Raw genomic sequence first — 25,605 nt, 5'->3', positions numbered from 1 at the left:
GCCCAGTGTGCACCCGCCCCCACCATGAAGCGGTCGCGATCACCTCTAGACCCAGCAAAGGCTCAGGCCTTGAGCCCGGCCTCCCACTTGCGCCGCTTCAGCACGTACTCGCTGAACAGATGCCGCCCCCGGTCCAGGAGTTCACCCACCTCCACCGTCCCGCGCGGCACGTCCGCCGTCGGGTGCCAGTGCTGCACGGCCTGCCGGGCCCACTGCCGGTGCTTGTCGTCCGGGTCGTCGAGCAGCGCGACGGAGGCCCGCAGCCGGACGAGCCCGTCCTGCGCGTGCAGCAGCCGGAACGCGGCGACCCGCACATGCCGGGGCCGCTCCACCGCGAGCCGCTCCATCAGCCGGCCGGCGTCCAGCGACCCGGCCGACGGCAACAGCGCCGTGGTGGCCTCCCGCACCACACCGGGCGCCCGATCGTCGAGAAGCGGCAGCAGCCGTCGTACGTCCACCACGTCCAGCACCCGCAGCCCCGCCACGGCCCGTGCCCGCACTCCCGCCGCCGGGTGGTCGAGCAGCGGCCACAGCAGCTCTGCGTCCACCCGCTCCCCGCACTCCGCGAGCCCGATCACGACCCCCGGCGCCAGACCCTCCTGACGGGCACACCGCTCCCGGTACCAGGGCAGCGGATCGCCCCCGCCCTGCCGCACGACATATCGCGCACAGGCCCGCACCACCCCCGACCGGTCTCCGAGAAACCCCACCGCCCGCTCCGCCCGCCGCAACGCGGTGACCCCGGCCGCCCGAGCCTGCGGCCCACGGGCGGCAAGCAGCGGTTCGAGTACGTCGTCGAGGGCCCCGTCCTGGTCCGATACGGCGGCCAGCGCGTTGTCGGCGCACAGCGACTGCACGGCCGGGTCGCTGTCGCGGGCGGCGGCCCGGGCCAGCTCGGCGGGGGAGAGGAACCCCTCGTCGACGGCGAGCCGGTACGCGTACCGGCGTACCCCTCGATACGGGTCGGTGTACAGCGGGGTGAGGGTCTCCGGGGGCGCGGCCCGCAGCAGTTCGGTCGCCAGAGCGGTGACGAAGTCCCCCCGGCCCCGCCGCCCGATCCGCAGCACCAGGCCCATCACCCGCACCACGCCCTCGGCACCGAGCGTCTCCGTCAGCCGCCGCCGTGCCACCTCCCGCACCGGCGCCGCCCAGTCGGAGCACCGCACGACGAGCAGCGGCAGCAACCCGGGAAAATCGACGGCCCGCCGCAGCGCGGCCGCCCTGACCCTGCCTTCCCGGTGGCACAGCGCGAGCGCGAGCTGCTCCTCGCCGAGCGGTCCGAAGTTCAGCAGGGCGTCCTGCACAGCCCGCCCGCCCTCGGTCTGCTCCCAGTCCGGCAACCACACGACCCGGTCCGGATCCCAGGAGATCGCCCGCACCCCGGCGTCCAGCGCGGTCCAGGCGGCCGGATCACCTGTGTCGAGCGCTTCCCGCAGGGGGACCCCTTCCGCGAGCCGCACGGCCGCAGCCGCCCCGTACCAGATGTCCATGCCCATCCCTGACCAGCCCTGATGTGTCCGGCGATGGTAGACAGTGCGACCGGGTCGAGTCGCGCGATATACGGGTCCTAGAAGGGCGCCCGGAAGTTCGCGTACCCCAGCAGCACGATGACCGCCGCCACGCATCCGAAGACGAGGGCCGTCGACGCCCACGGTGAGCGCGGCCGGCGTAGACGCTCGGGTTCCGGGCGGAACGGCTGGGCCTGTGGGGGGTTTTCCTTCCAGCGGGCGGCGAGCATCCGGGCCCGTGCCGAGGGCTCCTTCTGCTCGGCGCCGTCGGCCCAGCGGATGTCGAACTCCCGCTCCTCGTCGTCCCGTTCGGCCATCGCCGTACCCCCCGGTCGCCCTTCTCGCACGTCTGTTCCCGAAACCATACGACGGCGCCCCCGCCCTGAGGAACCAGGAACGGGGGCGCCGAGAGAGCCGGGAGAACCGGCCCAGGGTCGATCACACGTCGAAGTACAGCTCGAACTCGTGCGGGTGCGGACGCAGCTGGAGCGGCGCGATCTCGTTCGTGCGCTTGAAGTCGATCCACGTCTCGATCAGGTCCGGCGTGAAGACGTCGCCCTGGAGGAGGAACTCGTGGTCGGCCTCGAGGCGGTCGAGGACGGCCGGGAGGGAGGTCGGGACCTGCGCGACGCTCGCGTGCTCCTCGGGAGCCAGCTCGTAGAGGTCCTTGTCGATCGGCTCGGCCGGCTCGATCTTGTTCTTGATGCCGTCCAGGCCCGCGAGCAGCAGCGCGGAGAAGGCCAGGTACGGGTTGCCGGAGGAGTCGGGCGCACGGAACTCGACGCGCTTGGCCTTCGGGTTGGAGCCCGTGATCGGGATACGCATGGCCGCGGAGCGGTTGCGCTGCGAGTACACCAGGTTGATCGGCGCCTCGAAGCCCGGGACCAGACGGTGGTAGGAGTTCACCGTCGGGTTGGTGAAGGCCAGCAGCGACGGGGCGTGCTTGAGGATGCCGCCGATGTAGTAGCGGGCCATGTCCGACAGGCCCGCGTAGCCGGCCTCGTCGTAGAAGAGCGGGGAGCCGCCGGACCACAGCGACTGGTGCACGTGCATGCCCGAGCCGTTGTCACCGAAGATCGGCTTCGGCATGAAGGTCGCGGTCTTGCCGTTCTTCCAGGCCACGTTCTTCACGATGTACTTGAAGAGCTGGAGGTCGTCGGCCGCGGCGAGCAGCGTGTTGAACTTGTAGTTGATCTCGGCCTGGCCGGCGGTGCCCACCTCGTGGTGCTGGCGCTCGACCTGGAGGCCGGAGGCGGCGAGCTGGAGGGAGATCTCGGCGCGCAGGTCGGCGAAGTGGTCGACCGGCGGGGTCGGGAAGTAGCCGCCCTTGTAGCGGACCTTGTAGCCGCGGTTGTTCTCCACCGCACCGGTGTTCCAGGCGCCGGCCTCGGAGTCGATGTGGTAGAAGCTCTCGTTCGCCGAGGTGGCGAAACGGACGCTGTCGAAGACGTAGAACTCGGCCTCGGGACCGAAGTACGCGGTGTCCGCGATACCGGTCGACGCGAGGTAGGCCTCGGCCTTCTTGGCCACGTTGCGCGGGTCACGGCTGTACTGCTCGCCCGTGATCGGGTCGTGGATGAAGAAGTTGATGTTGACCGTCTTGTCGCGACGGAAGGGGTCGACCCGGGCGGTCGACAGGTCCGCGCGCAGCGCCATGTCGGACTCGTGGATGGCCTGGAAGCCACGGATCGACGAGCCGTCGAACGCGAGCTCCTCGTCCGGGTCGAACGCCTCGACGGGCAGCGTGAAGTGCTGCATCACGCCCGGCAGGTCGCAGAAACGGACGTCTACGAACTTGACGTCCTCGTCCGCGATGAACTTCTTGGCCTCGTCGGCGTTCTGGAACATCCAGCTCCTCCTACTCCCGACGGTTCCTTGCCGGGGTGGTAGTTCGTTTGTGCGGCCAGTGCGGTGGCACACGATGACGACGACACTAGGGACGCGTGATTTCTCGGGCGTGACCCATTTGTTTCGCACAAGTTAACCGGACATCCCGCTCCGCACCCCACCTGTCCGCATCCCGAAACGCGGGCAGTACGGTGGACGGGTGGACAAGAGGGAAGCAATCGGATCGTGGCTCTCGGGGCCCCGTGCGGCCGCCGAGCAAGCCGGTGTGGACTTCGGATACCGGGGGCAGCAGCTGGGTCTGCCGGAGGAGGGGCCGGGCTCCGTCGCCCGGCCGGGGCGGCGGCTAGGAGCGCTCGCCGTGGACTGGGCGATGAGCGTGCTGATTGCATCCCAATTGATCACCCAGAGCTACACGCCGGCGACCTCGAACTGGGCGTTGCTGGTTTTCTTCGTGATGAGCGTGCTCACGGTCGGGACCATCGGCTTCACCCCGGGCAAGCGTCTCTTCGGTCTGCGTGTCGTCGACCTGACGACCGGCCGGCCGAGCCCGCTCCGCGGCCTCCTGCGCAGCGCCCTGCTGTGCCTCGCCGTCCCGGCCCTGATCTGGGACCGCGACAGCCGGGGCCTGCACGACAGGCTGGCGCGCACGGTCGAGGTGCGGATCTAGTTCTCCTACGACGAAGGGGGCGCCCGGAGATCTCCGGGCGCCCCCTTCGTCGTAGGAGGTCGATCAGCGCGCCTTCGGCCCGCCCTTGGGCAGCTTCATGCCCTTCGGCATGGGCCCCTTCGGCAGCGGCATGTTGCTCATCAGGTCACCCATGGCCCGCAGCCGGTCGTTGGTCGCGGTCACCTGGGGGCCGGTCAGCACGCGGGGCAGCTTCAGCATGCTGGTGCGCAGCTTCTTCAGCGGGATCTGGTCCTCGCCGGTACCGACGATCAGGTCGTGCACCGGCACGTCCGCCACGATCCGGTTCATCTTCTTCTTCTCGGCGGCCAGCAGGCCCTTCACCCGGTTCGGGTTGCCCTCGGCGACCAGGACGATGCCGGCCTTGCCGACGGCCCGGTGCACCACGTCCTGGCTGCGGTTCATCGCCACCGCGGGGGTCGTCGTCCAGCCCCGGCCGATGTTGTCCAGCACGGCCGCGGCCGCGCCCGGCTGGCCCTCCATCTGCCCGAAGGCGGCTCGCTCGGCCCGGCGTCCGAACACGATCGCCGTTCCGAGGAAGGCGAGCAGGACGCCCAGGATGCCCAGGTAGACCGGGTGACCGATCAGGAAGCCGATCGCGAGAAAGACACCGAGGATGAGGAGGAAGACACCCGCGAGCACCAGACCGATGGTCTTGTCGGCCCTGCGGGTCATCTTGTACGTCAGGGCGATCTGCTTCAGTCGCCCGGGGTTAGCGGCATCGGCCGCACTGTCACTTCTCGCCATGCGACGAAGTCTACGTGGCCCGCGGAGCGCCGACGACGGCAGTGTCCCGGAGGAAAACCTTCAGGGACGGACGGTGAACGACCGCTCCAGCACCTGCTGCGCCTCGACCCTGTCCTTGGCCCGGCGGCGGTCCTCCAGGACGGACGTCCAGGCGTTGCGGCGGGCGGTGCGCTGGCCGCTGCTCATGAGCAGCGACTCGACGACACGGAGTGCATCGGTGAACGACGGGATGGCGGTGGCGCGAACGGGCGCGGCCTGCATGATGGAGGTCCCCCCTCAGGGATAGCGGCTCTGGTGAGTGGTGCACGGGCTGTACAACCAGGGTCACTGATTGGTGTTACCAGGGCGTGACCGACCGGTCAAACACCAATGAAGCCTTGATTTGCGGCATGCGAACGTCGAAGCGGCCCTGGCACCGTCCCCATCTGCGGGGACGCCCAGGGCCGCGTCTATCGGTCACTACCGAGCGGTAGCCGCTTGTGCTCGGATTCACACGTCCGGAGTGGCACTCCGTGCCATCAGACGGCCTGCGACGCGACCGCGCCGCCGCGCTGCGGAGCGGCGAATTGACGCTGTTCCATGGCCATCTGGTAGAGCCGGCCGGCGCGGTAGGAGGACCGGACCAGCGGGCCGGACATCACACCGGAGAAGCCGATCTGGTCGGCCTCCTCCTTCAGCTCCACGAACTCGTGCGGCTTGACCCAGCGCTCCACGGGGTGGTGGCGGACGCTCGGGCGCAGGTACTGCGTGATGGTGACGAGCTCGCAGCCGGCGTCGTGCAGCTGCCGGAGCGCCTCGCTGACCTCCTCGCGGGTCTCGCCCATGCCGAGGATCAGGTTGGACTTGGTCACCAGGCCGAAGTCGCGGGCCTCGGTGATGACCTTCAGCGAGCGCTCGTAACGGAAGCCGGGGCGGATGCGCTTGAAGATCCGCGGGACCGTCTCGACGTTGTGCGCGAAGACCTCGGGCCGGGACTCGAAGACCTGCTGGAGCAGTTCCGGCACGGCGTTGAAGTCGGGGGCGAGCAGCTCGACCTTGGTGTGGCCGCTCTCGCGCCCGGCGGTCTGCTGGTGGATCTGGCGGACCGTCTCGGCGTACAGCCAGGCGCCGCCGTCCTCCAGGTCGTCGCGGGCGACGCCGGTGATGGTGGCGTAGTTCAGGTCCATGGTGACCACGGACTCACCGACGCGGCGCGGCTCGTCGCGGTCGAGCGCCTCGGGCTTGCCGGTGTCGATCTGGCAGAAGTCGCAGCGCCGGGTGCACTGGTCGCCGCCGATGAGGAAGGTGGCCTCGCGGTCCTCCCAGCACTCGTAGATGTTGGGGCAACCGGCTTCCTGGCAGACGGTGTGGAGCCCCTCGCTCTTCACGAGTTTCTGCATCGCGGTGTACTCGGGACCCATTTTCGCCCGGGTCTTGATCCACTCGGGCTTGCGCTCGATGGGGGTCTGGGCGTTCCGGACCTCCAGGCGCAGCATCTTGCGTCCGTCGGGTGTGACTGCGGACACATCGGCTCCCTGTAGCTTCGATTCTTCGGCGTACACCAGGGTACGCCCCGTGTTTTGTAGGGCCCTACCGGTGAGGCCAACCTCTGGACTCCGGGCGCCATTCCCCTACGCGGGGACTACGCCGGCGCCTTCTCGATCTCGCGCGGCTTCAGGTCCGCATGCTCGAGTACGTCCCTCAGGTGCCGCTCGACAACCGGCAGCACCTCGGCGATCGTCACGTCCCGTCCGAGTTCGTCCGCCAGGGACGCGACCCCCGCGTCCCGGATCCCGCACGGGATGATGCGGTCGAACCAACGGTTGTCCGGGTTCACGTTCAGCGCGAAGCCGTGCATCGTGACGCCCTTGGCGACCCGGATCCCGATCGCCGCGATCTTGCGGTCCTCGCGGCGCTGCCCCGCGTTGGACGGGGCGTACTCCGGGCCGTTCATGCGCGGGTCGAACTCCTCGTCGTGCAGACGGGGGTCGAGGTCCAGCGACAGGCCCCCGATGGACGGCCGCCGCTCGACCGGATCGCCGAGCACCCATACGCCGCTGCGGCCTTCGACCCGGCTGGTCTCCACGCCGAACTCCGCGCAGGTGCGGATGAGGGCTTCCTCGAGGCGTCGTACATGCGCCACGACGTCCACCGGACGCGGCAGCTTCTGGATGGGGTAGCCCACCAGCTGGCCCGGGCCGTGCCAGGTGATCTTGCCGCCGCGGTCCACGTCGACGACCGGGGTGCCGTCCAGGGGGCGCTCGCTGTCCGTCGTGCGCCGTCCGGCCGTATACACCGGCGGGTGTTCGAGCAGCAGGACGGTGTCGGGGGTCTCGTCCGCGAACCGTGCCGCGTGCACCCGGCGTTGCTCGTCCCACGCCTCCTGGTACTCGACGGCGTCCGCGCCGAACCCCATACGGACGAACCGCAGCTCACTCACGGCAAGCGCCTCCCCGGAGAGTCGTAAGGCACGAAGTGTGCCTACGCCACTGTACGACTCACCGACTCGCGTCAGCCGTGCGGTCAATCCTCACACGATCGGATGAACGAACGTCGAAGTGTGCGATCGTCTGCTCACTCTCCGCTACATTCGCGCCGTCCTATAGAGGCCATAAGGGCTGCTCACAGGCAATCCGGGCAGGAGACACCACCCCAGATGACGGAACGACCCGCGCAGCGCACTCCCAACCGCCAGCTCGCCGCGCTCATCGCAGAAGCGGGGTTCTCCAACGCGGGACTCGCCCGTCGGGTGGACCAGCTCGGTCTCGAACACGGGCTTGATCTGAGATACGACAAGACATCCGTGACCCGGTGGCTCCGCGGGCAGCAGCCGCGGGGCACGACACCCGCCCTGATCGCCGAGGTCTTCACCCGACGGCTGGGGCGCCGGCTCTCCGCGCAGGATCTCGGGCTCGACGCCTGTGCGCCGGTGTACGCCGGTCTCGAGTTCGCCGCGACCCCCGAGGAGGCCATCGACATCGTCAGCGGGCTGTGGCGCAAGGACTCCGGCAGCCACGCCGAGCTGCGCAAGATCGCGTTCACCCCGGCGGGGCTCGTCGTGCCCAGCCGGGACTGGCTGATCGGGCGGGCCGACGACAAGGTGGCCCGGGGCGAGCCCCCGGTCCGCGTCCCCATCCAGGGCCGCCCGGTGGTGCCCCGGCAGCGCGGCGCGGAGCGCGGCCCCGGCCAGAAGGTCACCGGCGGCGACATCGCGGCGCTCCGCTCGGTCGGCGACCTGTTCCGCTCCCTGGACGACATGTACGGCGGCGGTCACGCCCGCCAGGCGCTCGTGCGGTACCTGGAGCACGAGTGCGAGCCGATGCTGCGCGGCATGTACGGCGAGCAGACCGGCCGCCGGCTGTTCTCGGCGGCGGCCGACCTCACGAGGCTCGCGGGCTGGACGTCGTACGACATCGCGGCGCACGGGCTCGCGCAGCGGTACTTCGTGCAGTCGCTGCGGCTCGCGCAGGCGGCGGGGGACCGGGCGTACGGCTCGTACGTGCTGATCACGATGAGCCGGCAGGCCGTGTACCTCGGGCACGGGCGGGAAGCGGTGCAGCTGGCGCGGGTGGCCCAGCAGGGCGTCGGCACCAATGCCCCGCCGGTGGTCCAGGCCCTGCTGCACGCGGTCGAGGCACGGGCGCACGGGGTGCTGGGCGAGGTACGGGCGTGCACGGGGGCGCTGGTGCGGGCCGAGCGGGCGCTGGAAGCGGCTCGGCCCGGCGACGAAGTCCCCTACTGGGCGCGGTTCTTCGACGAGGCGCAGCTGGCGGACGAGTTCGGTCACGCGCACCGGGATCTTCAGCAGTTCCGTGCGGCGGCCCAGCACGCCGAGCGGTCCCTGCAGTTGCGGGCGCCCGCGTACGCCCGCAGCCGGCTGTTCTGCCGTGTGGTGCTGGCCTCCGCCCGGCTGGGGCTGGGTGAGCTGGACCAGGCGTGCGCGCTGGGGGCGGAGGCGGCGGGGGCCGCTGTGGAGATGCGGTCGGTGCGGGCGATCGAGTATGTGCGGGACTTCGAGAAGCGGCTGGAGCCGTACAAGGACGCGGCGCCGGTGAGGGGGTATCGGGACAGGGTGGCGGCGCTGGGGTGATGTCTTCGCCGTGACTCCGGGGGCGTGGGGTCTGCGCGACTCCGTTGTGGCCGGTCGCGCAGTTCCCCGCGCCCCTTCGGGGCGCGTTTCAGGCAGCCTGCGTTGTCGGGATCGGTTCCGCCCTGTGCATCGGGATCGCCGAGCCCAGGTCCGTCAGGATCGCCGTCGACGCCCTGTGGCCCGAGTGCAGCGCGCCCTGGACCGTGCTGGTGTCCCTGTGGTCGCCGCACACGTACAGGCCCGCCAGCAGGCGTACCGGGCGGCGCAGGTCGTGCGGGGCCCGCATCGCCGGTACCGCTTCGGGTGTGTGGTGGACGGCGAGGGTCTCCCAGCGGGTGGTGGACGTGCCGTACAGACGGGACAGGTGCGTGCGTACGGCCGTCTCGACGTCGGGTGGGGGCGGGCCCAGGACCGTCGACGAGATCAGGGAACGGCCCGCCGGGGCGCGGGACGGGTCCACGTGGCTGACCACCGCCGTGTGGGCCACCGGACCGCCCCGGTCCGCGTCCAGCAGCAGCGCGGCGCCCGTCTCGGGGGGCTCGTCCGTCGTGTGGTGGACCACCGTCACCGGGTGGAAGTCCGGTACCCGCAGGCCCGGGAGGAGGTCCGCCGCCGTGCGGGCGTCCGTCGCCAGCAGGACCGCCCGGCAGCGGAACTCGCCGTGCTCCGCCGTGGTCACCGAGCTCGTCGACACCGAGGTGACGCGTACCCCGGTGTGCACCGTCCCGGCCGGCAGCGAGCGCGCCAGCAGCTCAGGCAGCACCTCCGCGCCGCCCTCCGGCACACACAGCCGCCCGGCCGCGAAGGCGCGCAGCGCGAGGTCGGCGCACCGGCTGGACGTGGTCAGCCCGGGGTCGCACAACAGCGCGGCGAGCAGCGGGCGCAGGAAGCCGTCGATGGTCCGGGCGGGCAGGCCACGGGCGGCGAGGGCCTGGGCGGCGGGCGACTCGGTGCGGCACAGCAGGCGTTCGACCGGGGTGTTCGCGATCCGGGTGAGCGCGGTCCCGAGACGGGCCTGGTCGACGCCGCTGCCCAGCGGGGCGACGCCCCGTGGCGCGCTCCGCGGCACCGTCGGCCTGGGAGCGCTCGCCAGGGCGCGCACCGCGTGGAGTGCGCCCCTTGCGCCCCCTGCGCCGGGGGGCGCGCTCGCGCGATGGTGGCGCCCGTCGCTGTGCAGCAGGACACCCGGCGCGAACGGGCGCAGGACGAGTCCGTCGAGCCCCGGTGTCCTGCGAAGTTCCGGATACGCCGTGGACAGCAGCTGTCCGATGCGGTCGAGCCGGAACCCGTCGACCTTCTCCGTCGACATACGGCCGCCCACCCCGTGGGCGGCCTCCAGCACCGCGGTCGTCACTCCTGCTCTGGTCAGCCGATGCGCGGCGGAGAGCCCGGCGACCCCGGCTCCCACGATCACGACGTCCGCCTGGTACGCGGGCTCAAGCACGTGCCCCTCCTCGAGGTTGCGCGGCCGGTGGAGACGTCATGCCCCCAACTGGCTCCGGGGATACCCGAGTTCGGCTTGAGGTTAAGGCGGTAATCGGTCAGGAACAGTCGCGCATCAACAGGGCACGGTCGCACGCCGGTCGCATACATTCACGCGGCGGCTCGGACGGCCCCCTCGATCTCCGGGAACGCGAAGGTGAACCCCGACTCCAGCAGCCGCTTGGGCACCACCCGTTGGCTGCCCAGGATGTCCCCGGACATCTCGCCGAGCACGGCCCGCAGTACCGGCGAGGGCACCGTGAAGAGCGTCGGCCGGTGCAGCACGCGGCCCATGGCGGCGGTGATCTCCTGGTTGGTGACCGGGTTCGGGGCGGTCAGGTTGAACGGCCCGGACAGCCCGTCGGTGTCGATGAGATGCCGGATCGCGGCCACCTCGTCGTGCAGCGCGATGAACGACCAGTACTGCCGCCCGTCGCCCAACCGCCCCCCGAGCCCTGCCTTGAACAGCGGGAACAGCCGCCCCCAGGCACCCCCCTCGCGCGCCACCACCAGCCCGGTCCGGGTGAACACGGTCCGGACGCCCGCCTCCTGGGCCGGCGCCGCCGCGCCCTCCCACTCCACACACAGCTCGGGCAGGAACCCCTCCCCGGCGGGCGCGCTCTCGTCGACGACCCGGTCGCCCGTCTCGCCGTAGAAGCCCATCGCGCTGCCGTTGACGAAGACCCGCGGCGGCTTGTCCAGCGAGGCGACGGCCTCGGCGAGCGCGGAGGTGCCGTGCACCCGGCTGGACCGGATCCGCGTCTTGTACTCCTCCGTCCAGCGCCGGTCGCCGACCCCGACGCCCGCCAGGTTCACGACGGCGTCGCACCCGGCGAGCCCGCCCGTGTCCACCCGCTTCCCCTCGGGGTCCCAACGGACCTCGTCCGCGCCTCTCGGCGCCCGGCGCACCAGGCGCACCACCTCGTGTCCGTCGGCGAGCAGGGACCGGACCAGGGCACCGCCGATGAGACCGGACGCGCCGGCCACCGCGATTCGGGAAGGCTGCATGGCGTCAATTCTGCTCCGGGTCCGCCCAAAGGCCCGGTCGCCTGCGCCGTATGGTGGCCGATATGCACATACGCCACGCCACCCTCGACGACGAGGACACGCTGGGACGCCTCGACCGCGCCACCTGGTCCACCCTGCACGCCGTCTCCCCGCGCCCCCAGCCGCCCTACGAGCCCTTCTACGGCGAGCGGTTCGGCCCGCGCGACCATCTGGTGGCCGAACTCGACGGCGTGCTCGTCGGCTACATCCGGCTCGGCTTCCCGACCCCGTTGGCCTGCAACGCGCACGTCCGCCAGATCCAGGGCCTGGTCGTCGCCGAGAAGGCGCGGGGCGCCGGTGTGGGGCGGGCGCTGCTGCGGGCGGCGCAGGAGGAGGCCAGGCGGCTGGGCGCGCGCCGCATCACGCTGCGCGTCCTCGGGCACAACGCCCCGGCCCGGGGGCTCTACGAGTCCGAGGGGTTCGTGGTGGAGGGCGTCCTGCCCGAGGAGTTCCTGCTGGACGGGAAGTACGTGGACGACGTGTTCATGGGGCGCAGTCTCTGACCTGGTCCGCCTCGGCGGCCGCACGACGCCTGCGGACGACCAGGAACAGGGCGGCCCCCGCGACGAGCAGGGAGATCAGGAAGAAGACGGGCACGGAAGCCTCCTGCGGACGAGTCGGTCGGTGAGTGCACCTTTGGGTACACCGCCCATCCTGACGATCAAGACGGCGATCGGCGGGCAGGCCACGTCGACGCGTTCGCGACCGCCGCCGTCAGCCCGTCAGCAGTCGCATGCCGCCCACCAGTTCCCGCAGGCATCGCACCGCCAGCTCCGCGGGTGAGCCCGGGCCGCTGGTGTCCGCGTCCGTCTCCGCCCAGGTCTCCAGCGCCACCCGGATGGCGTCCGTCGCGGCCGCGGCCGTCAGGCGTACGTCGAGCGGGTCGGCGCCCGGCCCGGCCAGCCTCGCCACCACCGGGATCAGCTTCTCCTCGGACTCCTGGTTCACCCGGTACCACACGGCCCGCAGCGCCTGGTCGGCCACGGCTGCCCGCAGCAGCGCCCGCGTCTGGCGCAGACCCTCCGCCGCGTGCGCGTCCGGCACGGACAGCGACTGCTCGATCGCCCGCTCCAGGGCCCGCGGCAGTCCGGCGGTGCCCGGCTCCGAGGCGGCGAGGAGTTCGCGCCAGCGGTCGGCGCCCCGGGCCAGCAGCGGGCCGACGGCGTCCTGCTTGTTGCGGAAGTACCGGTAGAAGGTGCGCAGGGCGACCCCGGCCCGCTCGGCGATGTCCTCGGCGGTCGTGCCATCGGGTCCGTGCTCGGTGAACAACGCGGCGGCGGCGCGTGCGATGTCGAGCTGGGTCGCCGCCTTGCGGCGCTCGGTCAGTGAGAGGGGCTTGGTGCTCACCGGGGAAGCCTACGCCGGAGCGCCGACAGTGGCACCTTTCGCCTTGACGGCAAAACGTGCCACCCGGGCGTACGGTGAAGGCCCCGTCGTCGCCGCCGGCATCAGTGAGGCCGGCCTGAAGGACACCGTCGAAAAGGCGGGCGCCGGCGCGCGGTGGCTGACCACGGTCCGCGTCGACATCGCCGACGAGGACACCGGCCGGGACCTCTGCACCAGGCTGGCGGCGAGCGAGGACGGCCGGTTCATCACCGGTACCGAGGTCCGCGTCGACGGCGGGACCCACTTCTGACGTCGCGACCGGCTACGACGTCACCAGCTCACCCGTGTCCACCGGCGCCGTCGCCCTCGCCGCCCGCTCGGCGTCGCCGGCCACCTCGTCGGCGGTCAGCACATACCCCGTCTCGTCGTCCGACGTCGAGCGGGCGAAGACGACCCCGTACACCTTGCCGTCCGTCGTCAGCAGCGGCCCGCCGGAGTTGCCCGGGCGGACCGTCGACCGGATCGAGTAGATCTCGCGGGTGACGGTCCCGTCGTTGTAGATGTTCTGGCCGTTCGCCTGGACCCGGTTGGCGACGGTGGCCGCCTGGAGGTTGAGGTCGCCGTCCTGCGGATAACCCGCGACGACCGCGGAGTCGCCGCGCGCGGCGTTGTCGTCGAAGCGCAGCACCGGGGCCCGAAGGCCGGGCACGTACAGCACCGCCACGTCCTTGTCCGGATCGAAGAGCACCACGCGTGCCTCGTACGACCGTCCGACCCCGCCCACCCGGACGGTCGGCTCGTCGATGCCGGCCACCACATGGGCGTTGGTCATGACGTGCTCGGTGGAGTACACGAAGCCGCTGCCCTCGCGGCCCTGGGTGCCGGAGACGCCCTCGATCTTCACGGTGCTGCGCTTGGCCGCGTTCGTGGCGCTCGCGGTGACGCTGTCGCCGGTGGGCTTGGCGACCCGGGCCGTCGACTCGTTCTCGAAGGGGTTGAAGACCTGGGGGAAACCCGCCTCGGTGAGCGCGGACGTGGCCCGGGAGAACCAGGCCGGAGTGGTGTCCGGCATGGCGTTCTGCACGGCACCCAGCAGCCGTGAGTCCTGGATCGCCGTGGTGAGCACCGCGGACGAGGACGCGCCCAGCACACTCGCCGCCACCCACGCCACGATCAGCACGGCGACCGAGTTGGCCGCGGCACCGCCGACCCCGTCGGCCACCCGCAGCGGCCCCTGGTCCAGCTCCCGGCGCAGCCGCAGCGCCAGACGCCCCGCGAGTTCGTGCCCGGCGACGGCCGGGACCAGCACCGTGAGCACCGCCGTCACCGTCGCCGACGTACTGCCCGGAGTCACCAGGTCCATCATCCAGGGCAGCACCCACACGCCGATGATCGCGCCGCCCACGAACCCGGCGAGCGAGACACAGCCGGCCACCAGGCCGCGCCGGTAGCCGGATGCCGCGTAGGCCAGGATCACCAGCACCAGCAGGATGTCGAGCAGGTCCACGGAGCCGCCTTTCTCTTGGACCCCTTATTACGGAGGGGACGGGCCCAGTGATCAGCAGACACGCGCGCGTGCCGCCCGGAACCGGCCACGCGTACGTGCACACGCTGTGCGTGCATCCGGAGAAACGCCCCGGACCTGGACGATGGTTCCACCGGGTGGCACACCACACATCGCGGACGCGGAGGATCCGGCCGAGAGTGGGACCATGCGTGTCCGAAGAGCGCGGGGCATACGACGGCGGCGACCGGTCCGCATACGGACCCGGGCGCCGCGCCGGAGGAGCCGGCTGCCGACCGGAGTCCTGCTGCTGCTCGCCTGTGTCCCCGGGCTGGCGGCGATCGTGGTCCTCGTGCTCTGCGCGAACGGCGTCGAGCGCCGCGCCGGGGCCGGCTCAGCGCACCCCCTCGCGGCCCGCCCCGCACCGCACCACGCGGTGAAGCCGCGCATCGTGCCGAGGACGGTCTGGGCCTCGGGTACGGGCGAGGCGAACAAGGCCGCCCTCACCCCGCCCCCGGCCCGCTACGACGACAAGGTCGTCGCCGTCTTCATCCACCACACCGACTCGCCCAACACCTACGACTGCGCCGACGTGCCCCGCATCATCCGCTACCTCGCCGCCGGCCAGATCGGCGCTCGCGACTGGGACGACATCGGCTACAACTTCCTCGTCGACCGCTGCGGCACGATCTACGAGGGCCGCGCGGGAGGCGTCGACCGCCCCGTCACCGGCGCCCACACCCAGGGCTTCAACCACCGCACCTCCGGCATCGCGGCCCTGGGCACCTTCACGGCGGGCGTCCCGGTGCCGCAGGCGATGACGGACGCCATCGCCTCGCTGGCGGCCTGGAAGCTGGGCCTCGCGGACGTGGACCCGCGCCGAACCGTGAAACTGACATCGAGCAACGGCCTCAGCCGCTACGCCGCCGGCACCAGCGCCGCCCTCCCCGCCGTCGCCGGCCACGAGGACGGCTACATGACCAGCTGCCCCGGCGCGGCCCTCTCGGCCCGCCTCCCGGAGATCAGACAGACGGCGGCCCGCCTCCAGGGACGCCTCCCTGCGACCCGGACGGCTCCGGCGCCGGACAGCCGCGGGCCCGGACCGCAGGCGGGCCGCCCACCGTCCGGGTAGCCGCCCCGGCCCACGCCGGGAACACCGCGAGCGTCCGTCGTCGCCGACCGGCTCACCGGCGCCCGAGGTACGCCCGCAGGGCCCGCTGGAGCACCTTGCCCTGGCTGCCCACGGGCCGTTCCCACTCGCCGAGGTACTCCACGGCGTAGCCGCCCGCGCCCGTCTTGAAGCGCAGGCGCCCCAGCAGCCGGTCCTCGGTGAGGGCGGGGGTGATGGACCGCAGGTCGTACGTCTCGCAGCCCGCCGACCGCGCGTCGTTCATCATCCGCCACAACAAGGCGCTGCTGGGCCGCAGCTGACGCCCCTGGCGCCCGGACGCGGCGTAGGAGTGCCAAGCGCACGAGCCGACGTTGATCATGAGCGCGGCGGAGAGCACGATGCCGTCGTACTCGGCGAGATAGAGCCGCACCCGGTCGTCGTCCTCGGCGTTCAGGGCCTTCCACAGACGGCGGAAGTAGTCCAGCGGCCGGGCCTTGAAGCCGTCGTGCGCCGCGGTCGAGACATACAGCCGGTGGAAGTCGGGCAGATCCGACGCGGAGCCCCAGGAGACCCGGACCCCCGCCTCCTCGGCCGTCCGCAACGACTGCTCCCAGTGCGGGGCGAGGCCCTCGCGCAGATCGTCCGCCGTGCGTCCCTCCAGCGGGACGAGGCACCCGTAACGCGGCTGACCGAGCCCGAAACCGTTCCCGTCGCCCTCCGCGCACCGCCGCCACCCGAGCCGCCCCAGCCGCTCGGCCGCGTCCAGCGCGTACCCGTCGATGGCGGCCGCGGACAGGTCGTCGAGACGGCGTACGGCGGGGTCGGCGATCCCCGTCGCGACGGTCCCCGGATCCCACTGCCGTACGACGACGGGCGGCCCGATCCGTACCGAGAACGCCCCGCGTGCCTCCAGATGGGCGACGAGCGGGTCCAGCCAGCGCTCCAGCCGGGGGTCCCGCCAGTCGATCCCGGGCCCGTCGGGGAGGTACGCCAGGAAGCGCCGCGTCCCGGGCAGCGGCCGGTACAGCACCAGCGCCGCCGCGACCAGCGCCTCGCTCTCGAACCAGCCGACGCTCTCCGCCCGCCAGTCCGGCTTCGCGTCGCCCCACTCGGGGATCTGGAGATGGCTCGCGTCGGGATGCAGCCGCAGATGGGCGAGATGTTCCTCGCGTGAGATCTCCCGCACGTCCGGGCTGGTCATGGGCAGGGTGCTCCTGTTCGGGGCGGCCACGGTACGCCGGGGATCACGGCACCGGTCAAGAGTTCAAAGGTGAACCTTCCGGACGTGTTCCGTGACGTCGGTCACCGGATCGCCCGCGGCGCTGCCCGGTCCGTTCACAGGTTCCTCGTAGGCGGCTCATGGATCACCCCGAAACTGCCGCCCTACCGTCGTGGCACACGCACTGACTGGAGGTGGGGAAGATGAACAGCAGTCACGCCGGCACCAAGATGTCCCGCGGTCCCTGGGCGGCTCTCTGCGCCGCCGTGGCCGTCGTCCTCGGTCCGGCCGCCGTCACGGCCTCCGCCCTCGACCAGGCGAACGCGGCCCCGATGCACCACGTGGTCCTGAAGGCCGACCAGACCCAGGCGTACATCCCGACGGACACGACCCGCAGGCGCGCGACCGCGGTCTGAGCCTCACCCGGGTCCGTCGCCCGTCAGGCCGAGGAACTGTTCCCCGGACGGGTCGACGTCCACGCCGAGGCCGTTCATGAGGCCCGCCAGCATGATGTAGTAGCCCACCGTCGTGACGATCTCGACGACCTGGCGGTCGGTGAAGGAGGCGCGCAGAGCGGTCAACCCGTCCTCCGACAGGGTGTGTCGGGAGACGAGTTCGAAGGTCGCCGCGACCGCGGCCGACTCCGCCGCGTCGAACTCGGGCCCGTTGGGGCGCAGTTCGGCGATGGCCGTCAACTGGGCTTCCGTAGCGCCCGAGTTGAGCGCGATCGGCCGGTGCTGCGCGGCTTCGTACGCGCACTCCGTGCCGGCGGCCACCGCCATGATCACCAGTTCGCGCAGCCGGACGGGCAGCGTCGACTCGAGCAGGACCGCCAGGCCCATGTCGATCGCCGTGTCCGTGAGCGGCGGGGCGTGCGAGAGCATCCGGAAGGCGTTGAGCGGCACGGGAAGTTTCCCGACGCCGTCGGCGGGATGTTCCGGGTACGGGATGCGAGCCATGGTTCCCCCTGAAGTAGACGTCAGCCCCTGAACCGCTCCCACAGCTTGGGATACCGCTCCGACAGCACCCGTTCGTCCTCGAAGTCGACCGGTGTCCCCTCCGGCTCCGACGGCGCGGGCGGGATTCCGAGGTCGGGGACGGTGACGCCGGTGAGCTGTTCGTACGCCTCGTCGGCGGCGTACCCCAGCTCCTCCCCGTCGCCGTCGATCTCCTCGTCGAAGTCGTCCAGGAGGTCGGACAGTGAGTCGGGCGCGTGCACGGCACCCTCGTACACCTCGCGCCCCTGACCGATCAGCCAGCAGCGGAAGGAGTCGAAGGTGTCGTCGCCGGCCCCGTCGAGCAGGACCCAGGCCGCGCCCCACAGGTCCCAGGTGTACGCGCGGTTGTAGCGGGCCTCGAAGTGACGGGCGAAGTCCAGGACCATCTCGGGGTCCATCTGGAGGAGCCGGTCGATGAGAAGGTCCGCCTGCTCCTCGGGGTCGCCCTCGGCGGCCTCACGGGCGGCGTCCACCAGCTCCCAGAACTCCGTCTCGTCCATCACGGGTCCAGCATCGGCCCTGGACGGGTGAGGCGCACGTGGAGTGCGGCGGATTGTTATGTCCCGTACAGGGCGGCCAGACGGCGCGCGTCCTCGGCGAAACAGGCCCGCAGACCCTCCGGAGCCAGCACCTCCACCTCGGGGCCCAGCGACAACAGCTGCGTACGGGCGACCTTCTCCGACTCCACGGCGACCGTCACGGTCACCCAGCCGTTCGCGTCAGGCGCCCCCGCCCGCTCCAGCGCCTCACCGGTGGAGACCCGGTCGGCCAGGGCGTACGGCAGCCGGCGCGCCCCCTCCGGTGACAGCCGGACGACGACCTCGGCCCGCAGGATCGACCGCGCGAACCGTTCCGCCTGGTCCTCCCAGAAGGCGGGGAGATCGAACTCCTCGTCGCGTTCGAAGCGGTCCGTCGAGGGTTCCACCGTCGTGAACCGGTCGATCCGGTACACCCGGAAGGAGCCGGGGTCGGGAATCCGCGCGCACAGGTACCAGACCCCCGCCTTCAGCACGAGCCCGTACGGCTCCAGCTCCCGCTCGACCTCCTGCGCCCCCTTGCGATAGCGGGCGGTGACCCGGCGGTCGTCCCACACCGCGTCGGCGAGCGCGGGCAGCAGCTCGGGCGTCTTCGGCTCGCTCCACCAGTTCGGGGCGTCCAGGTGGAAGCGCTGGGCCGCCGTCTTGGAGGCGTCCCGGAGCGAGGGGAGCAGCGCGGCGGAGACCTTCAGACGGGCGGCCGAGGCGGCGTCCTCCAGGCCCATCTCGCGCAGCGCCCCGGGCACACCGGACAGGAACAGCGCCTCCGCCTCGCCCCGGGCCAGCCCGGTCAGCCGGGTTCGGTACCCGCCGATCAGCCGGTAGCCCCCGGCCCGTCCCCGGTCCGCGTACACCGGGACCCCGGCCTCCGACAGCGCCTGCGCGTCCCGGGTGATGGTCCGCTCGGACACCTCCAGTTCCCGCGCCAGTTCGGCGGCGGTCATCGAGGGCCGGGACTGGAGGAGCAGGACCATCTTGATGAGGCGGGCGGCACGCATACAGCCCATGATGCAACGAGGCCCCCGCCGAAGCGGGGGCCCCCTCACACAACCGTCACAGACCTACAGGCCGTACTTCTCGCGCGCTTCCTTCACCGCCGTCGCCTTGACCTCGCCGCGCCGGGCGAGCTGGGCCAGGGCCGCGACCACGATGGACTCGGCGTCGACGCCGAAGTGGCGGCGGGCCCCCTCGCGGGTGTCCGAGAGGCCGAAGCCGTCGGCACCGAGCGACGAGTAGTCCTGCTCGACCCACTGCGCGATCTGGTCCGGGACCTGGCGCATGTAGTCGGAGACCGCCAGCACCGGGCCCTCGGCGCCGTGCAGCGCCTGACGGAGGTACGGCACCCGCTCCTCGCCGCGCAGGAGGGCCGCGTCGGCCTCCAGCGCGTCGCGGCGCAGCTCGGTCCAGGAGGTCGCGGACCACACGTCGGCGGCCACACCCCACTCCTCGGCCAGCAGCCGCTGCGCCTTGAGGGCCCAGTGGATCGCCGTGCCGGAGCTCAGCAGCTGGATGCGCGGGGCGTTCGCCGCGGCCGCGTCCAGGCCCGCCGACTCCGCCGTGTTGAAGCGGTACAGGCCCTTGACGATGCCCTCGTCGACGCCGGGTCCGGACGGCTTGGCCGGCTGGGGCATGGGCTCGTTGTAGACCGTGAGGTAGTAGAAGACGTTCGGGTCCTCGCCCGGGGCCGCCTCGCCGTACATCCGGCGCAGACCGTCCTTGACGATCGCCGCGACCTCGTACGCGAACGCCGGGTCGTACGTCAGGGACGCCGGGTTCGTCGCCGCGATCACCGGCGAGTGACCGTCCGCGTGCTGCAGGCCCTCGCCCGTCAGCGTCGTACGGCCCGCCGTCGCGCCCACCAGGAAGCCGCGGCCCAGCTGGTCGCCGAGCTGCCACATCTGGTCGGCCGTGCGCTGCCAGCCGAACATCGAGTAGAAGATGTAGAACGGGATCATCGCTTCGCCGTGCGTGGAGTACGCGGTGGACGCGGCGATGAAGTCGGCCATCGAACCGGCCTCGGTGATCCCCTCGTTGAGGATCTGGCCGTTCTTGGCCTCCTTGTAGTACATCAGCTGGTCACGGTCGACCGGCTCGTACGTCTGGCCCTTGGGGGAGTAGATGCCCAGGGACGGGAAGAGGCTCTCCATGCCGAAGGTGCGCGCCTCGTCGGGGACGATCGGCACCCAGCGCCTGCCCGTCTCCTTGTCGCGGACCAGGTCCTTGATCAGACGGACGAAGGCCATGGTGGTGGCCACGTTCTGGGAGCCGGAGCCCTTGTCGAAGGAGGCGAAGGCCTTCTCGGCGGGGGCGGGCAGCGGGGCGAGCGCGTGCGTACGGCGGGCCGGGGCGGGGCCGCCGAGGGCGGCGCGGCGCTCCTGGAGGTAGCGGACCTCGGGGGAGTCGGCGCCGGGGTGGCCGTAGGGCACGACCCCGTCGACGAAGTCGCTGTCCTTGATGGGCAGTTCCAGCAGGTCACGCATGGTCTTGAACTCGTCCACCGAGAGCTTCTTCATCTGGTGGTTGGCGTTCTTCGACGCGAAGCCCTCGCCGAGGGTGTGGCCCTTGACCGTCTGGGCCAGGATGACCGTCGGGGCACCCTTGAACTCGACGGCGGCCTTGTAGGCGGCGTAGACCTTGCGTGCCTCGTGGCCACCGCGGGAGAGGTGGAAACACTCGAGGATCTTGTCGTCGCTCAGCAGCTTCGCCATCTCGGCGAGCGCCGGGTCCTTGCCGAAGAAGTCCTCGCGGATGTAGGCGGCGCCACGGGTCTGGTACGTCTGGACCTGCGCGTCCGGTACCTCGCGGAGCCGTCGTACGAGCGCACCCGTGGTGTCGAGCTGGAACAGCTCGTCCCAGGCCGTGCCCCACAGCGTCTTGATGACGTTCCAGCCGGCGCCGCGGAACTGGGCCTCCAGCTCCTGCACGATCTTGAAGTTCGCGCGGACCGGGCCGTCGAGGCGCTGGAGGTTGCAGTTGATGACGAAGGTGAGGTTGTCGAGACCCTCACGCGAAGCCAGGGCGAGTGCCGCCGTCGACTCGGGCTCGTCCATCTCGCCGTCGCCGAGGAAGGCCCAGACGTGGGAGTCCGAGACGTCCTTGATGCCGCGGGCGGTCAGATAGCGGTTGAAGCGCGCCTGGTAGATCGCGGAGAGCGGGCCCAGACCCATGGAGACGGTCGGGAACTCCCACAGCCAGGGCAGCCGGCGCGGGTGCGGGTAGGACGGCAGACCGTTGCCCCCCGACTCGCGGCGGAAGTTGTCGAGCTGCCGCTCGTCGAGCCGGCCGTCGAGGAAGGCGCGGGCGTAGATGCCGGGGGAAGCGTGGCCCTGGATGTAGAGCTGGTCGCCGGAACCGTCGGCTTCCTTGCCCTTGAAGAAGTGGTTGAAGCCGGTCTCGTAGAGCCAGGCCGCGGAGGCGAAGGTGGCGATGTGGCCGCCGACGCCGTATTGGGAGCCGCGGGTGACCATCGCGGCCGCGTTCCAGCGGTTCCACGCGGTGATCTTCCGCTCCATCTCCTCGTCACCGGGCGCGGACGGCTCGGCGGAGGTGGGGATGGTGTTGACGTAGTCCGTCTCGAGCAGCTTGGGCAGCGCGATGCCGTTGCCCTCCGCGCGCTCCAGCGTGCGGCGCATCAGGTACGCGGCACGGTGCGGGCCGGCAGCCTTGGCGACCGCGTCCAGTGAGGCCTGCCATTCGGCGGTCTCCTCGGGGTCACGGTCCGGGAGCTGGTCGAGCTCGCTCGGCTGGATGGCGTAGGGGTCGGTCATGTCGCCGCCTTCCTCAGTCGAAGGGGGTTCCCTCATCGGCAAGGGTTCGGGGTTGCCCTAGGTCTTTGGCAGGACAGGGCTCAAGCCTCGATGGAGAGGCCGTCAGCCTCGGTAGAGGCCCGTCGGCGACTGTAACTCCCTGATCGATGATCGATCAAAGGGTTGAAGGGCAAAACCTCTCGATTACGAGAAAGTAGGCACGGGGTGCCTCCGGCGGTGGCACGGGGTGACGTTGTCGCGCCGGTGTTCTTGCAGGTGAGAGTGCGTTTGAGCGAGGGCCTGCTCGGTTGGCCAGGGGTGCGGGCCCGGGCCGGCTAGTCGGCTTCGTGCCGCGGCGCACAGCCCAGCACATGCGCCTTCACCAGCTCCGCGATCCGCGGATCCTGGCGCCGGAACGCCTGCACGAGCTCCTCGTGCTCCTCCGCGTACGACTGCTGGACCGTGCCCAGCCAGCGGATCGACAGGGCCGTGAAGACCTCGATGCCGAGCCCCTCCCAGGTATGCAGGAGGACGGAGTTGCCGGCCGCGCGGACCATCTCCCGGTGGAAGCCCACCGTGTGCCGCACCTGTCCCGTCCCGTCGGACGCGCGGTCGGCCTCGTAGAGCGCGGCGACATGCGGCTCCAGCGCCGAGCAGTCCTGCGCCAGTCGCTCCGCCGCCAGCTCCGCCGCGATCGCCTCCAGACCGGCCCGGACCGGGTAGCTCTCCTCCAGGTCGGCCGCCGTCAGGTTCCGCACCCGCACGCCCTTGTTGGGCGCCGACTCGATCAGCCGCAGCGACTCCAGCTCGCGCAGCGCCTCCCGGACGGGGGTCTGACTGACCTCCAGCTCGGTGGCGATCCGTCGCTCCACGATCCGCTCGCCCGGCTTCCAGCGACCGCTGACGATCCCTTCCACGATGTGCTCGCGGATCTGTTCGCGCAGCGAGTGGACGACGGGCGCGGTCATGAGTGCTCCTTAGGGAGGGGCCGCCCATCGGCCCCGGGGGCGTTTGACGTTTAGACAATAAGGCCGCACGCGCTTTCCCGAGGGGCGCACGGGGGCGCTTTCATGCAGGTGAGACGAGACTTACACGCTCCACAGGGCGGCTCCCCCTGTAAAGACCCGTACCGGGTCCGGCCCGGAGCGGTCACCGCCGTGTCACCGCGGGAACCCCGGGAGCCCGCTCCCCGTGGCGTTCGGCAGGGGAGTGGCCGCGAGGGGCGCCCCCTGGCACCAACCATCGGGGGATGGCATGAACAACCAAGGACGACGCGGAGCACTTCGCTGGACGGCCGCGGCGGCCGTGATCGGCATGGTCCTGGGCGTGACGGGCTGCCGGCAGACGTCCACGGCCACGCGGGCGGCGGCGAAGCCCGAGAGCTCGGCAGCGGTCACCGGTACGGCGGGCGCAAGCACCTCCGGCGGCGCCTGCGTCTTCGTCAAGCCCGACGGCGCCCAGAAGTTCGGGCACGTCGGCTGGGGCTTCCGCGTCGCGGGCACCAACCGCTGGGTCTACGGCGCCGTCGAGAACCCGAGCGCCGGCCTCTACACCCCGCCGGGCGGCGACATCGGCGCCTGGCACGCCGAGGGCTCGTACGACCGCATGCTTCGCGAGATGTCCCGCGACTCTCACTACCCCGGCAACTCCGAGCACCCGTACAGCCGTTACCGCTGCACCGACTCCTCGACGCACGACGTGAACGCCGCCCGCGCGATGATCCGCACCGTCGAGTCCCGCGGCTTCCTCGTCGGGTTCGACCCGAAGACCGGTGACCTCACCTCCCGGGACTGCCTCGACGCGACGTACGACGTCCTGAAGGCGTACCGCACGGAAGGACTCACCCGCGCCGACAAGCTGTCCGTCCCGAACGTATGGGTCGAGCTGCTCTGGGGCTGGTCGGACAAGCGGCTGACGCCCCGGTGACATGACGGTGCCCCGTCCGGAAGGCTCCGGGCGGGGCACCGTACAGGTACTGCTTCCTTAAGGCTTACAGGCCGAGCTCGACCTCGAACTCGCCCGCCTCCAGGATCGCCTTGACCGCGGTCAGGTAGCGGGCCGCGTCGGCGCCGTCCACCAGACGGTGGTCGTAGGAGAGGGTCAGGTAGGTCATGTCGCGGACGGCGATGACCGTGCCCTCTTCGGTCTCCAGGATGGCCGGGCGCTTGACGGTGGCGCCGATGCCGAGGATCGCGACCTGGCCCGGCGGCACGATGATCGTGTCGAAGAGCGCACCGCGCGAACCGGTGTTGGAGATGGTGAAGGTCGCGCCGGACAGCTCGTCCGGCGTGATCTTGTTGGCGCGGACCTTGCCGGCCAGCTCCGCCGTGGCCTTCGCGATGCCGGCGATGTTGAGGTCGCCCGCGTGCTTGATGACCGGGGTCATCAGGCCCTTCTCGGAGTCCACCGCGATACCGATGTTCTCGGTGTCGAAGTAGGTGATCGTGCCCTCGCCCTCGTTGATCTTGGCGTTGATGGGCGCGTGCGCCTTCAGCGCCTGGGCCGCGGCCTTGACGAAGAACGGCATCGGGGAGAGCTTGACGCCCTCGCGGGCGGCGAAGGAGTCCTTCGCCCGGCCGCGGAGCTTCATCAGACGCGTGACGTCGACCTCGACGACCGAGGACAGCTGCGCCTGCTCGTGCAGCGCCTTGACCATGTTGTCGCCGATGACCTTGCGGATGCGCGGCATCTTGACGGTCTGGCCACGGAGGGGGGAGGCCTCCAGGGACGGCGCCTTCTTGGCGGCGGGGGCGGCCGGAGCGGCAGCGGCCGGAGCCGGAGCAGCGGCGGCGGCCTTCGCGGCCTCGGCGGCGGCGACGACGTCCTGCTTGCGGATACGACCGCCGACGCCGGTGCCCTTGACGGTGGCCAGGTCGACACCGTTCTCGGCGGCGAGCTTGCGCACCAGCGGGGTCACGTAGGCGCCGTCGTCACCCGCGGTGGCGGCGGGCGCGGCCGGAGCGGCGGCGACCGGAGCCGGAGCGGCCGGCGCGGGGGCCGGGGCGGCCGGAGCCGGGGCAGCGGCGACCGGGGCCGGCGCAGCCGCGGGGGCGGCCGGGGCAGCCGGAGCCGGAGCCGGAGCGGCGGGGGCCGGAGCCGGGGCCGGAGCGGCGGGAGCCGGGGCAGCGGCCGGAGCCGCACCCGGGGCACCGATGACGGCCAGCTTGGCGCCGACCTCAGCGGTCTCGTCCTCGCCGACCGTGATCTCCAGCAGCACACCCGAGGTGGGCGCCGGGATCTCGGTGTCGACCTTGTCCGTGGAGACCTCGAGCAGCGGCTCGTCGGCCTCGACGGAGTCGCCGACCGACTTCAGCCAGCGGGTGACGGTGCCCTCGGTGACGGACTCGCCGAGCGCGGGCAGGACGACGTCCGTGCCCTCGGCGGAGCCGCCGCCGGTGGCGGCCTCGGCGGTGGGAGCGGGCGCCGGAGCGGCCTGCTCGGTGGAGGGGGCCGCGGCGGCCGGCTCCGGAGCCGCGGCGGGCTCGGGCTCGGGCTCGGCGGCGGGGGCAGGGGCGGCGGCGGGCGCGCCCGAGCCGTCGTCGATGACGGCCAGCTCGGCGCCGACCTCGACCGTCTCGTCCTCGGCGACCTTGATGGAGGCCAGGATGCCGGCGGCGGGGGAGGGGATCTCGGTGTCGACCTTGTCGGTCGACACCTCGAGCAGCGGCTCGTCGGCCTCTACTCGCTCACCCTCGGCCTTCAGCCAGCGGGTGACAGTGCCCTCGGTGACGCTCTCGCCGAGCGCCGGAAGGGTTACGGAAACCGCCATGGTTTCGGTT

Annotated in this window: 25 protein-coding genes; 7 read left to right on the top strand and 18 right to left on the bottom strand. The window is 71.6% G+C overall.

The window, feature by feature from the left end:
- Nucleotides 1-62: 62 nt before the first annotated feature.
- From OG381_RS15485 to glnA, 3 genes are all read right to left on the bottom strand, one after another.
- Nucleotides 63-1,496 carry a hypothetical protein gene (locus tag OG381_RS15485; RefSeq protein ID WP_327716685.1) on the bottom strand — a complete coding sequence of 478 codons (1,434 nt, stop codon included), beginning with the start codon at nt 1,494-1,496 and terminating at the stop codon, nt 63-65.
- A 71-nt stretch (nt 1,497-1,567) separates the two neighbouring features.
- Nucleotides 1,568-1,825 (bottom strand): SCO2583/SCO2584 N-terminal domain-containing protein, encoded by a 258-nt coding sequence (locus OG381_RS15480; protein ID WP_327716684.1) that lies wholly within the window; start codon nt 1,823-1,825, stop codon nt 1,568-1,570.
- Between the two features lie 121 nt (nt 1,826-1,946).
- A complete protein-coding gene (glnA, locus tag OG381_RS15475) occupies nt 1,947-3,356 on the bottom strand; it encodes a type I glutamate--ammonia ligase (RefSeq protein ID WP_067431315.1) in 1,410 nt (469 codons plus the stop codon).
- Between the two features lie 199 nt (nt 3,357-3,555).
- On the opposite strand from glnA, the gene OG381_RS15470 reads away from it, so the two are divergent.
- Nucleotides 3,556-4,023 (top strand): RDD family protein, encoded by a 468-nt coding sequence (locus OG381_RS15470; protein ID WP_327716683.1) that lies wholly within the window; start codon nt 3,556-3,558, stop codon nt 4,021-4,023.
- Between the two features lie 63 nt (nt 4,024-4,086).
- On the opposite strand, the gene OG381_RS15465 is transcribed toward OG381_RS15470, so the two are convergent.
- From OG381_RS15465 to lipB, 4 genes are all read right to left on the bottom strand, one after another.
- A complete protein-coding gene (locus OG381_RS15465) occupies nt 4,087-4,788 on the bottom strand; it encodes a DUF4191 domain-containing protein (RefSeq protein WP_327716682.1) in 702 nt (233 codons plus the stop codon).
- A gap of 60 nt (nt 4,789-4,848) precedes the next feature.
- Nucleotides 4,849-5,049 carry an SCO2195 family GlnR-regulated protein gene (locus tag OG381_RS15460; protein WP_307031835.1) on the bottom strand — a complete coding sequence of 67 codons (201 nt, stop codon included), beginning with the start codon at nt 5,047-5,049 and terminating at the stop codon, nt 4,849-4,851.
- 257 nt (nt 5,050-5,306) lie between these two features.
- Nucleotides 5,307-6,293 (bottom strand): lipoyl synthase, encoded by a 987-nt coding sequence (gene lipA, locus OG381_RS15455; RefSeq protein WP_327716681.1) that lies wholly within the window; start codon nt 6,291-6,293, stop codon nt 5,307-5,309.
- Nucleotides 6,294-6,409: 116 nt separating this feature from the next.
- Nucleotides 6,410-7,207, bottom strand: coding sequence for a lipoyl(octanoyl) transferase LipB (gene lipB / locus OG381_RS15450; protein ID WP_327716680.1), 798 nt, complete (start codon nt 7,205-7,207; stop codon nt 6,410-6,412).
- 216 nt (nt 7,208-7,423) lie between these two features.
- Between lipB and OG381_RS15445 the strand changes: the two genes are divergently transcribed.
- Nucleotides 7,424-8,857, top strand: a complete 1,434-nt coding sequence (locus OG381_RS15445) for a regulator (protein ID WP_327716679.1) — start codon at nt 7,424-7,426, stop codon at nt 8,855-8,857.
- Nucleotides 8,858-8,945: 88 nt separating this feature from the next.
- Here OG381_RS15445 and OG381_RS15440 read toward each other — a convergent pair whose 3' ends face one another.
- Nucleotides 8,946-10,301 (bottom strand): NAD(P)/FAD-dependent oxidoreductase, encoded by a 1,356-nt coding sequence (locus OG381_RS15440; protein WP_327716678.1) that lies wholly within the window; start codon nt 10,299-10,301, stop codon nt 8,946-8,948.
- Nucleotides 10,302-10,450: 149 nt separating this feature from the next.
- A complete protein-coding gene (locus OG381_RS15435) occupies nt 10,451-11,347 on the bottom strand; it encodes a TIGR01777 family oxidoreductase (RefSeq protein ID WP_327716677.1) in 897 nt (298 codons plus the stop codon).
- Between the two features lie 62 nt (nt 11,348-11,409).
- On the opposite strand from OG381_RS15435, the gene OG381_RS15430 reads away from it, so the two are divergent.
- Nucleotides 11,410-11,889, top strand: coding sequence for a GNAT family N-acetyltransferase (locus OG381_RS15430; protein ID WP_327716676.1), 480 nt, complete (start codon nt 11,410-11,412; stop codon nt 11,887-11,889).
- Between the two features lie 211 nt (nt 11,890-12,100).
- Here the strand turns inward: OG381_RS15430 and OG381_RS15425 are convergent, their stop codons facing one another.
- The gene (locus OG381_RS15425; RefSeq protein ID WP_327716675.1) at nt 12,101-12,733 is read right to left on the bottom strand and encodes a TetR family transcriptional regulator; all 633 of its coding nucleotides are present in this window, start codon (nt 12,731-12,733) and stop codon (nt 12,101-12,103) included.
- Nucleotides 12,734-12,776: 43 nt separating this feature from the next.
- On the opposite strand from OG381_RS15425, the gene OG381_RS15420 reads away from it, so the two are divergent.
- Nucleotides 12,777-13,022: a hypothetical protein gene (locus OG381_RS15420; protein WP_327716674.1), complete on the top strand. Its 246-nt coding sequence runs from the start codon at nt 12,777-12,779 to the stop codon at nt 13,020-13,022.
- 12 nt (nt 13,023-13,034) lie between these two features.
- On the opposite strand, the gene OG381_RS15415 is transcribed toward OG381_RS15420, so the two are convergent.
- Nucleotides 13,035-14,219 carry a MarP family serine protease gene (locus tag OG381_RS15415; protein ID WP_327716673.1) on the bottom strand — a complete coding sequence of 395 codons (1,185 nt, stop codon included), beginning with the start codon at nt 14,217-14,219 and terminating at the stop codon, nt 13,035-13,037.
- Nucleotides 14,220-14,424: 205 nt separating this feature from the next.
- Between OG381_RS15415 and OG381_RS15410 the strand changes: the two genes are divergently transcribed.
- Entirely contained in the window at nt 14,425-15,348 is a 924-nt protein-coding gene (locus tag OG381_RS15410) for a peptidoglycan recognition protein family protein (protein WP_327716672.1), read from the top strand.
- Between the two features lie 52 nt (nt 15,349-15,400).
- On the opposite strand, the gene OG381_RS15405 is transcribed toward OG381_RS15410, so the two are convergent.
- On the bottom strand, nt 15,401-16,528 hold the full coding sequence (locus OG381_RS15405; RefSeq protein WP_327716671.1) for a lipid II:glycine glycyltransferase FemX: 1,128 nt from the start codon (nt 16,526-16,528) through the stop codon (nt 15,401-15,403).
- A 221-nt stretch (nt 16,529-16,749) separates the two neighbouring features.
- Between OG381_RS15405 and OG381_RS15400 the strand changes: the two genes are divergently transcribed.
- Complete coding sequence (locus OG381_RS15400) at nt 16,750-16,962, top strand: hypothetical protein (protein WP_327716670.1); 213 nt, start codon at nt 16,750-16,752, stop codon at nt 16,960-16,962.
- A 3-nt stretch (nt 16,963-16,965) separates the two neighbouring features.
- On the opposite strand, the gene OG381_RS15395 is transcribed toward OG381_RS15400, so the two are convergent.
- The 5 genes from OG381_RS15395 to OG381_RS15375 form a co-directional block, all read right to left on the bottom strand.
- Nucleotides 16,966-17,505 (bottom strand): carboxymuconolactone decarboxylase family protein, encoded by a 540-nt coding sequence (locus OG381_RS15395; RefSeq protein WP_327716669.1) that lies wholly within the window; start codon nt 17,503-17,505, stop codon nt 16,966-16,968.
- A gap of 20 nt (nt 17,506-17,525) precedes the next feature.
- Nucleotides 17,526-18,044: a DUF4240 domain-containing protein gene (locus OG381_RS15390; RefSeq protein WP_327722466.1), complete on the bottom strand. Its 519-nt coding sequence runs from the start codon at nt 18,042-18,044 to the stop codon at nt 17,526-17,528.
- Nucleotides 18,045-18,100: 56 nt separating this feature from the next.
- Nucleotides 18,101-19,078, bottom strand: a complete 978-nt coding sequence (locus tag OG381_RS15385) for a helix-turn-helix transcriptional regulator (protein ID WP_327716668.1) — start codon at nt 19,076-19,078, stop codon at nt 18,101-18,103.
- A 63-nt stretch (nt 19,079-19,141) separates the two neighbouring features.
- Nucleotides 19,142-21,847, bottom strand: coding sequence for a pyruvate dehydrogenase (acetyl-transferring), homodimeric type (gene aceE, locus OG381_RS15380; protein ID WP_327716667.1), 2,706 nt, complete (start codon nt 21,845-21,847; stop codon nt 19,142-19,144).
- Nucleotides 21,848-22,161: 314 nt separating this feature from the next.
- Nucleotides 22,162-22,794 (bottom strand): GntR family transcriptional regulator, encoded by a 633-nt coding sequence (locus tag OG381_RS15375; RefSeq protein WP_327716666.1) that lies wholly within the window; start codon nt 22,792-22,794, stop codon nt 22,162-22,164.
- 286 nt (nt 22,795-23,080) lie between these two features.
- On the opposite strand from OG381_RS15375, the gene OG381_RS15370 reads away from it, so the two are divergent.
- Nucleotides 23,081-23,752 carry a hypothetical protein gene (locus OG381_RS15370; protein ID WP_327716665.1) on the top strand — a complete coding sequence of 224 codons (672 nt, stop codon included), beginning with the start codon at nt 23,081-23,083 and terminating at the stop codon, nt 23,750-23,752.
- Nucleotides 23,753-23,816: 64 nt separating this feature from the next.
- On the opposite strand, the gene sucB is transcribed toward OG381_RS15370, so the two are convergent.
- Nucleotides 23,817-25,595: a 2-oxoglutarate dehydrogenase, E2 component, dihydrolipoamide succinyltransferase gene (gene sucB, locus OG381_RS15365; RefSeq protein ID WP_327716664.1), complete on the bottom strand. Its 1,779-nt coding sequence runs from the start codon at nt 25,593-25,595 to the stop codon at nt 23,817-23,819.
- Nucleotides 25,596-25,605: the final 10 nt, after the last annotated feature.

This window comes from Streptomyces sp. NBC_00490 (assembly GCF_036013645.1).
GTDB lineage: Bacteria > Actinomycetota > Actinomycetes > Streptomycetales > Streptomycetaceae > Streptomyces > Streptomyces canus_F.
This window is presented reverse-complemented; position numbering and strand designations above follow the sequence as displayed.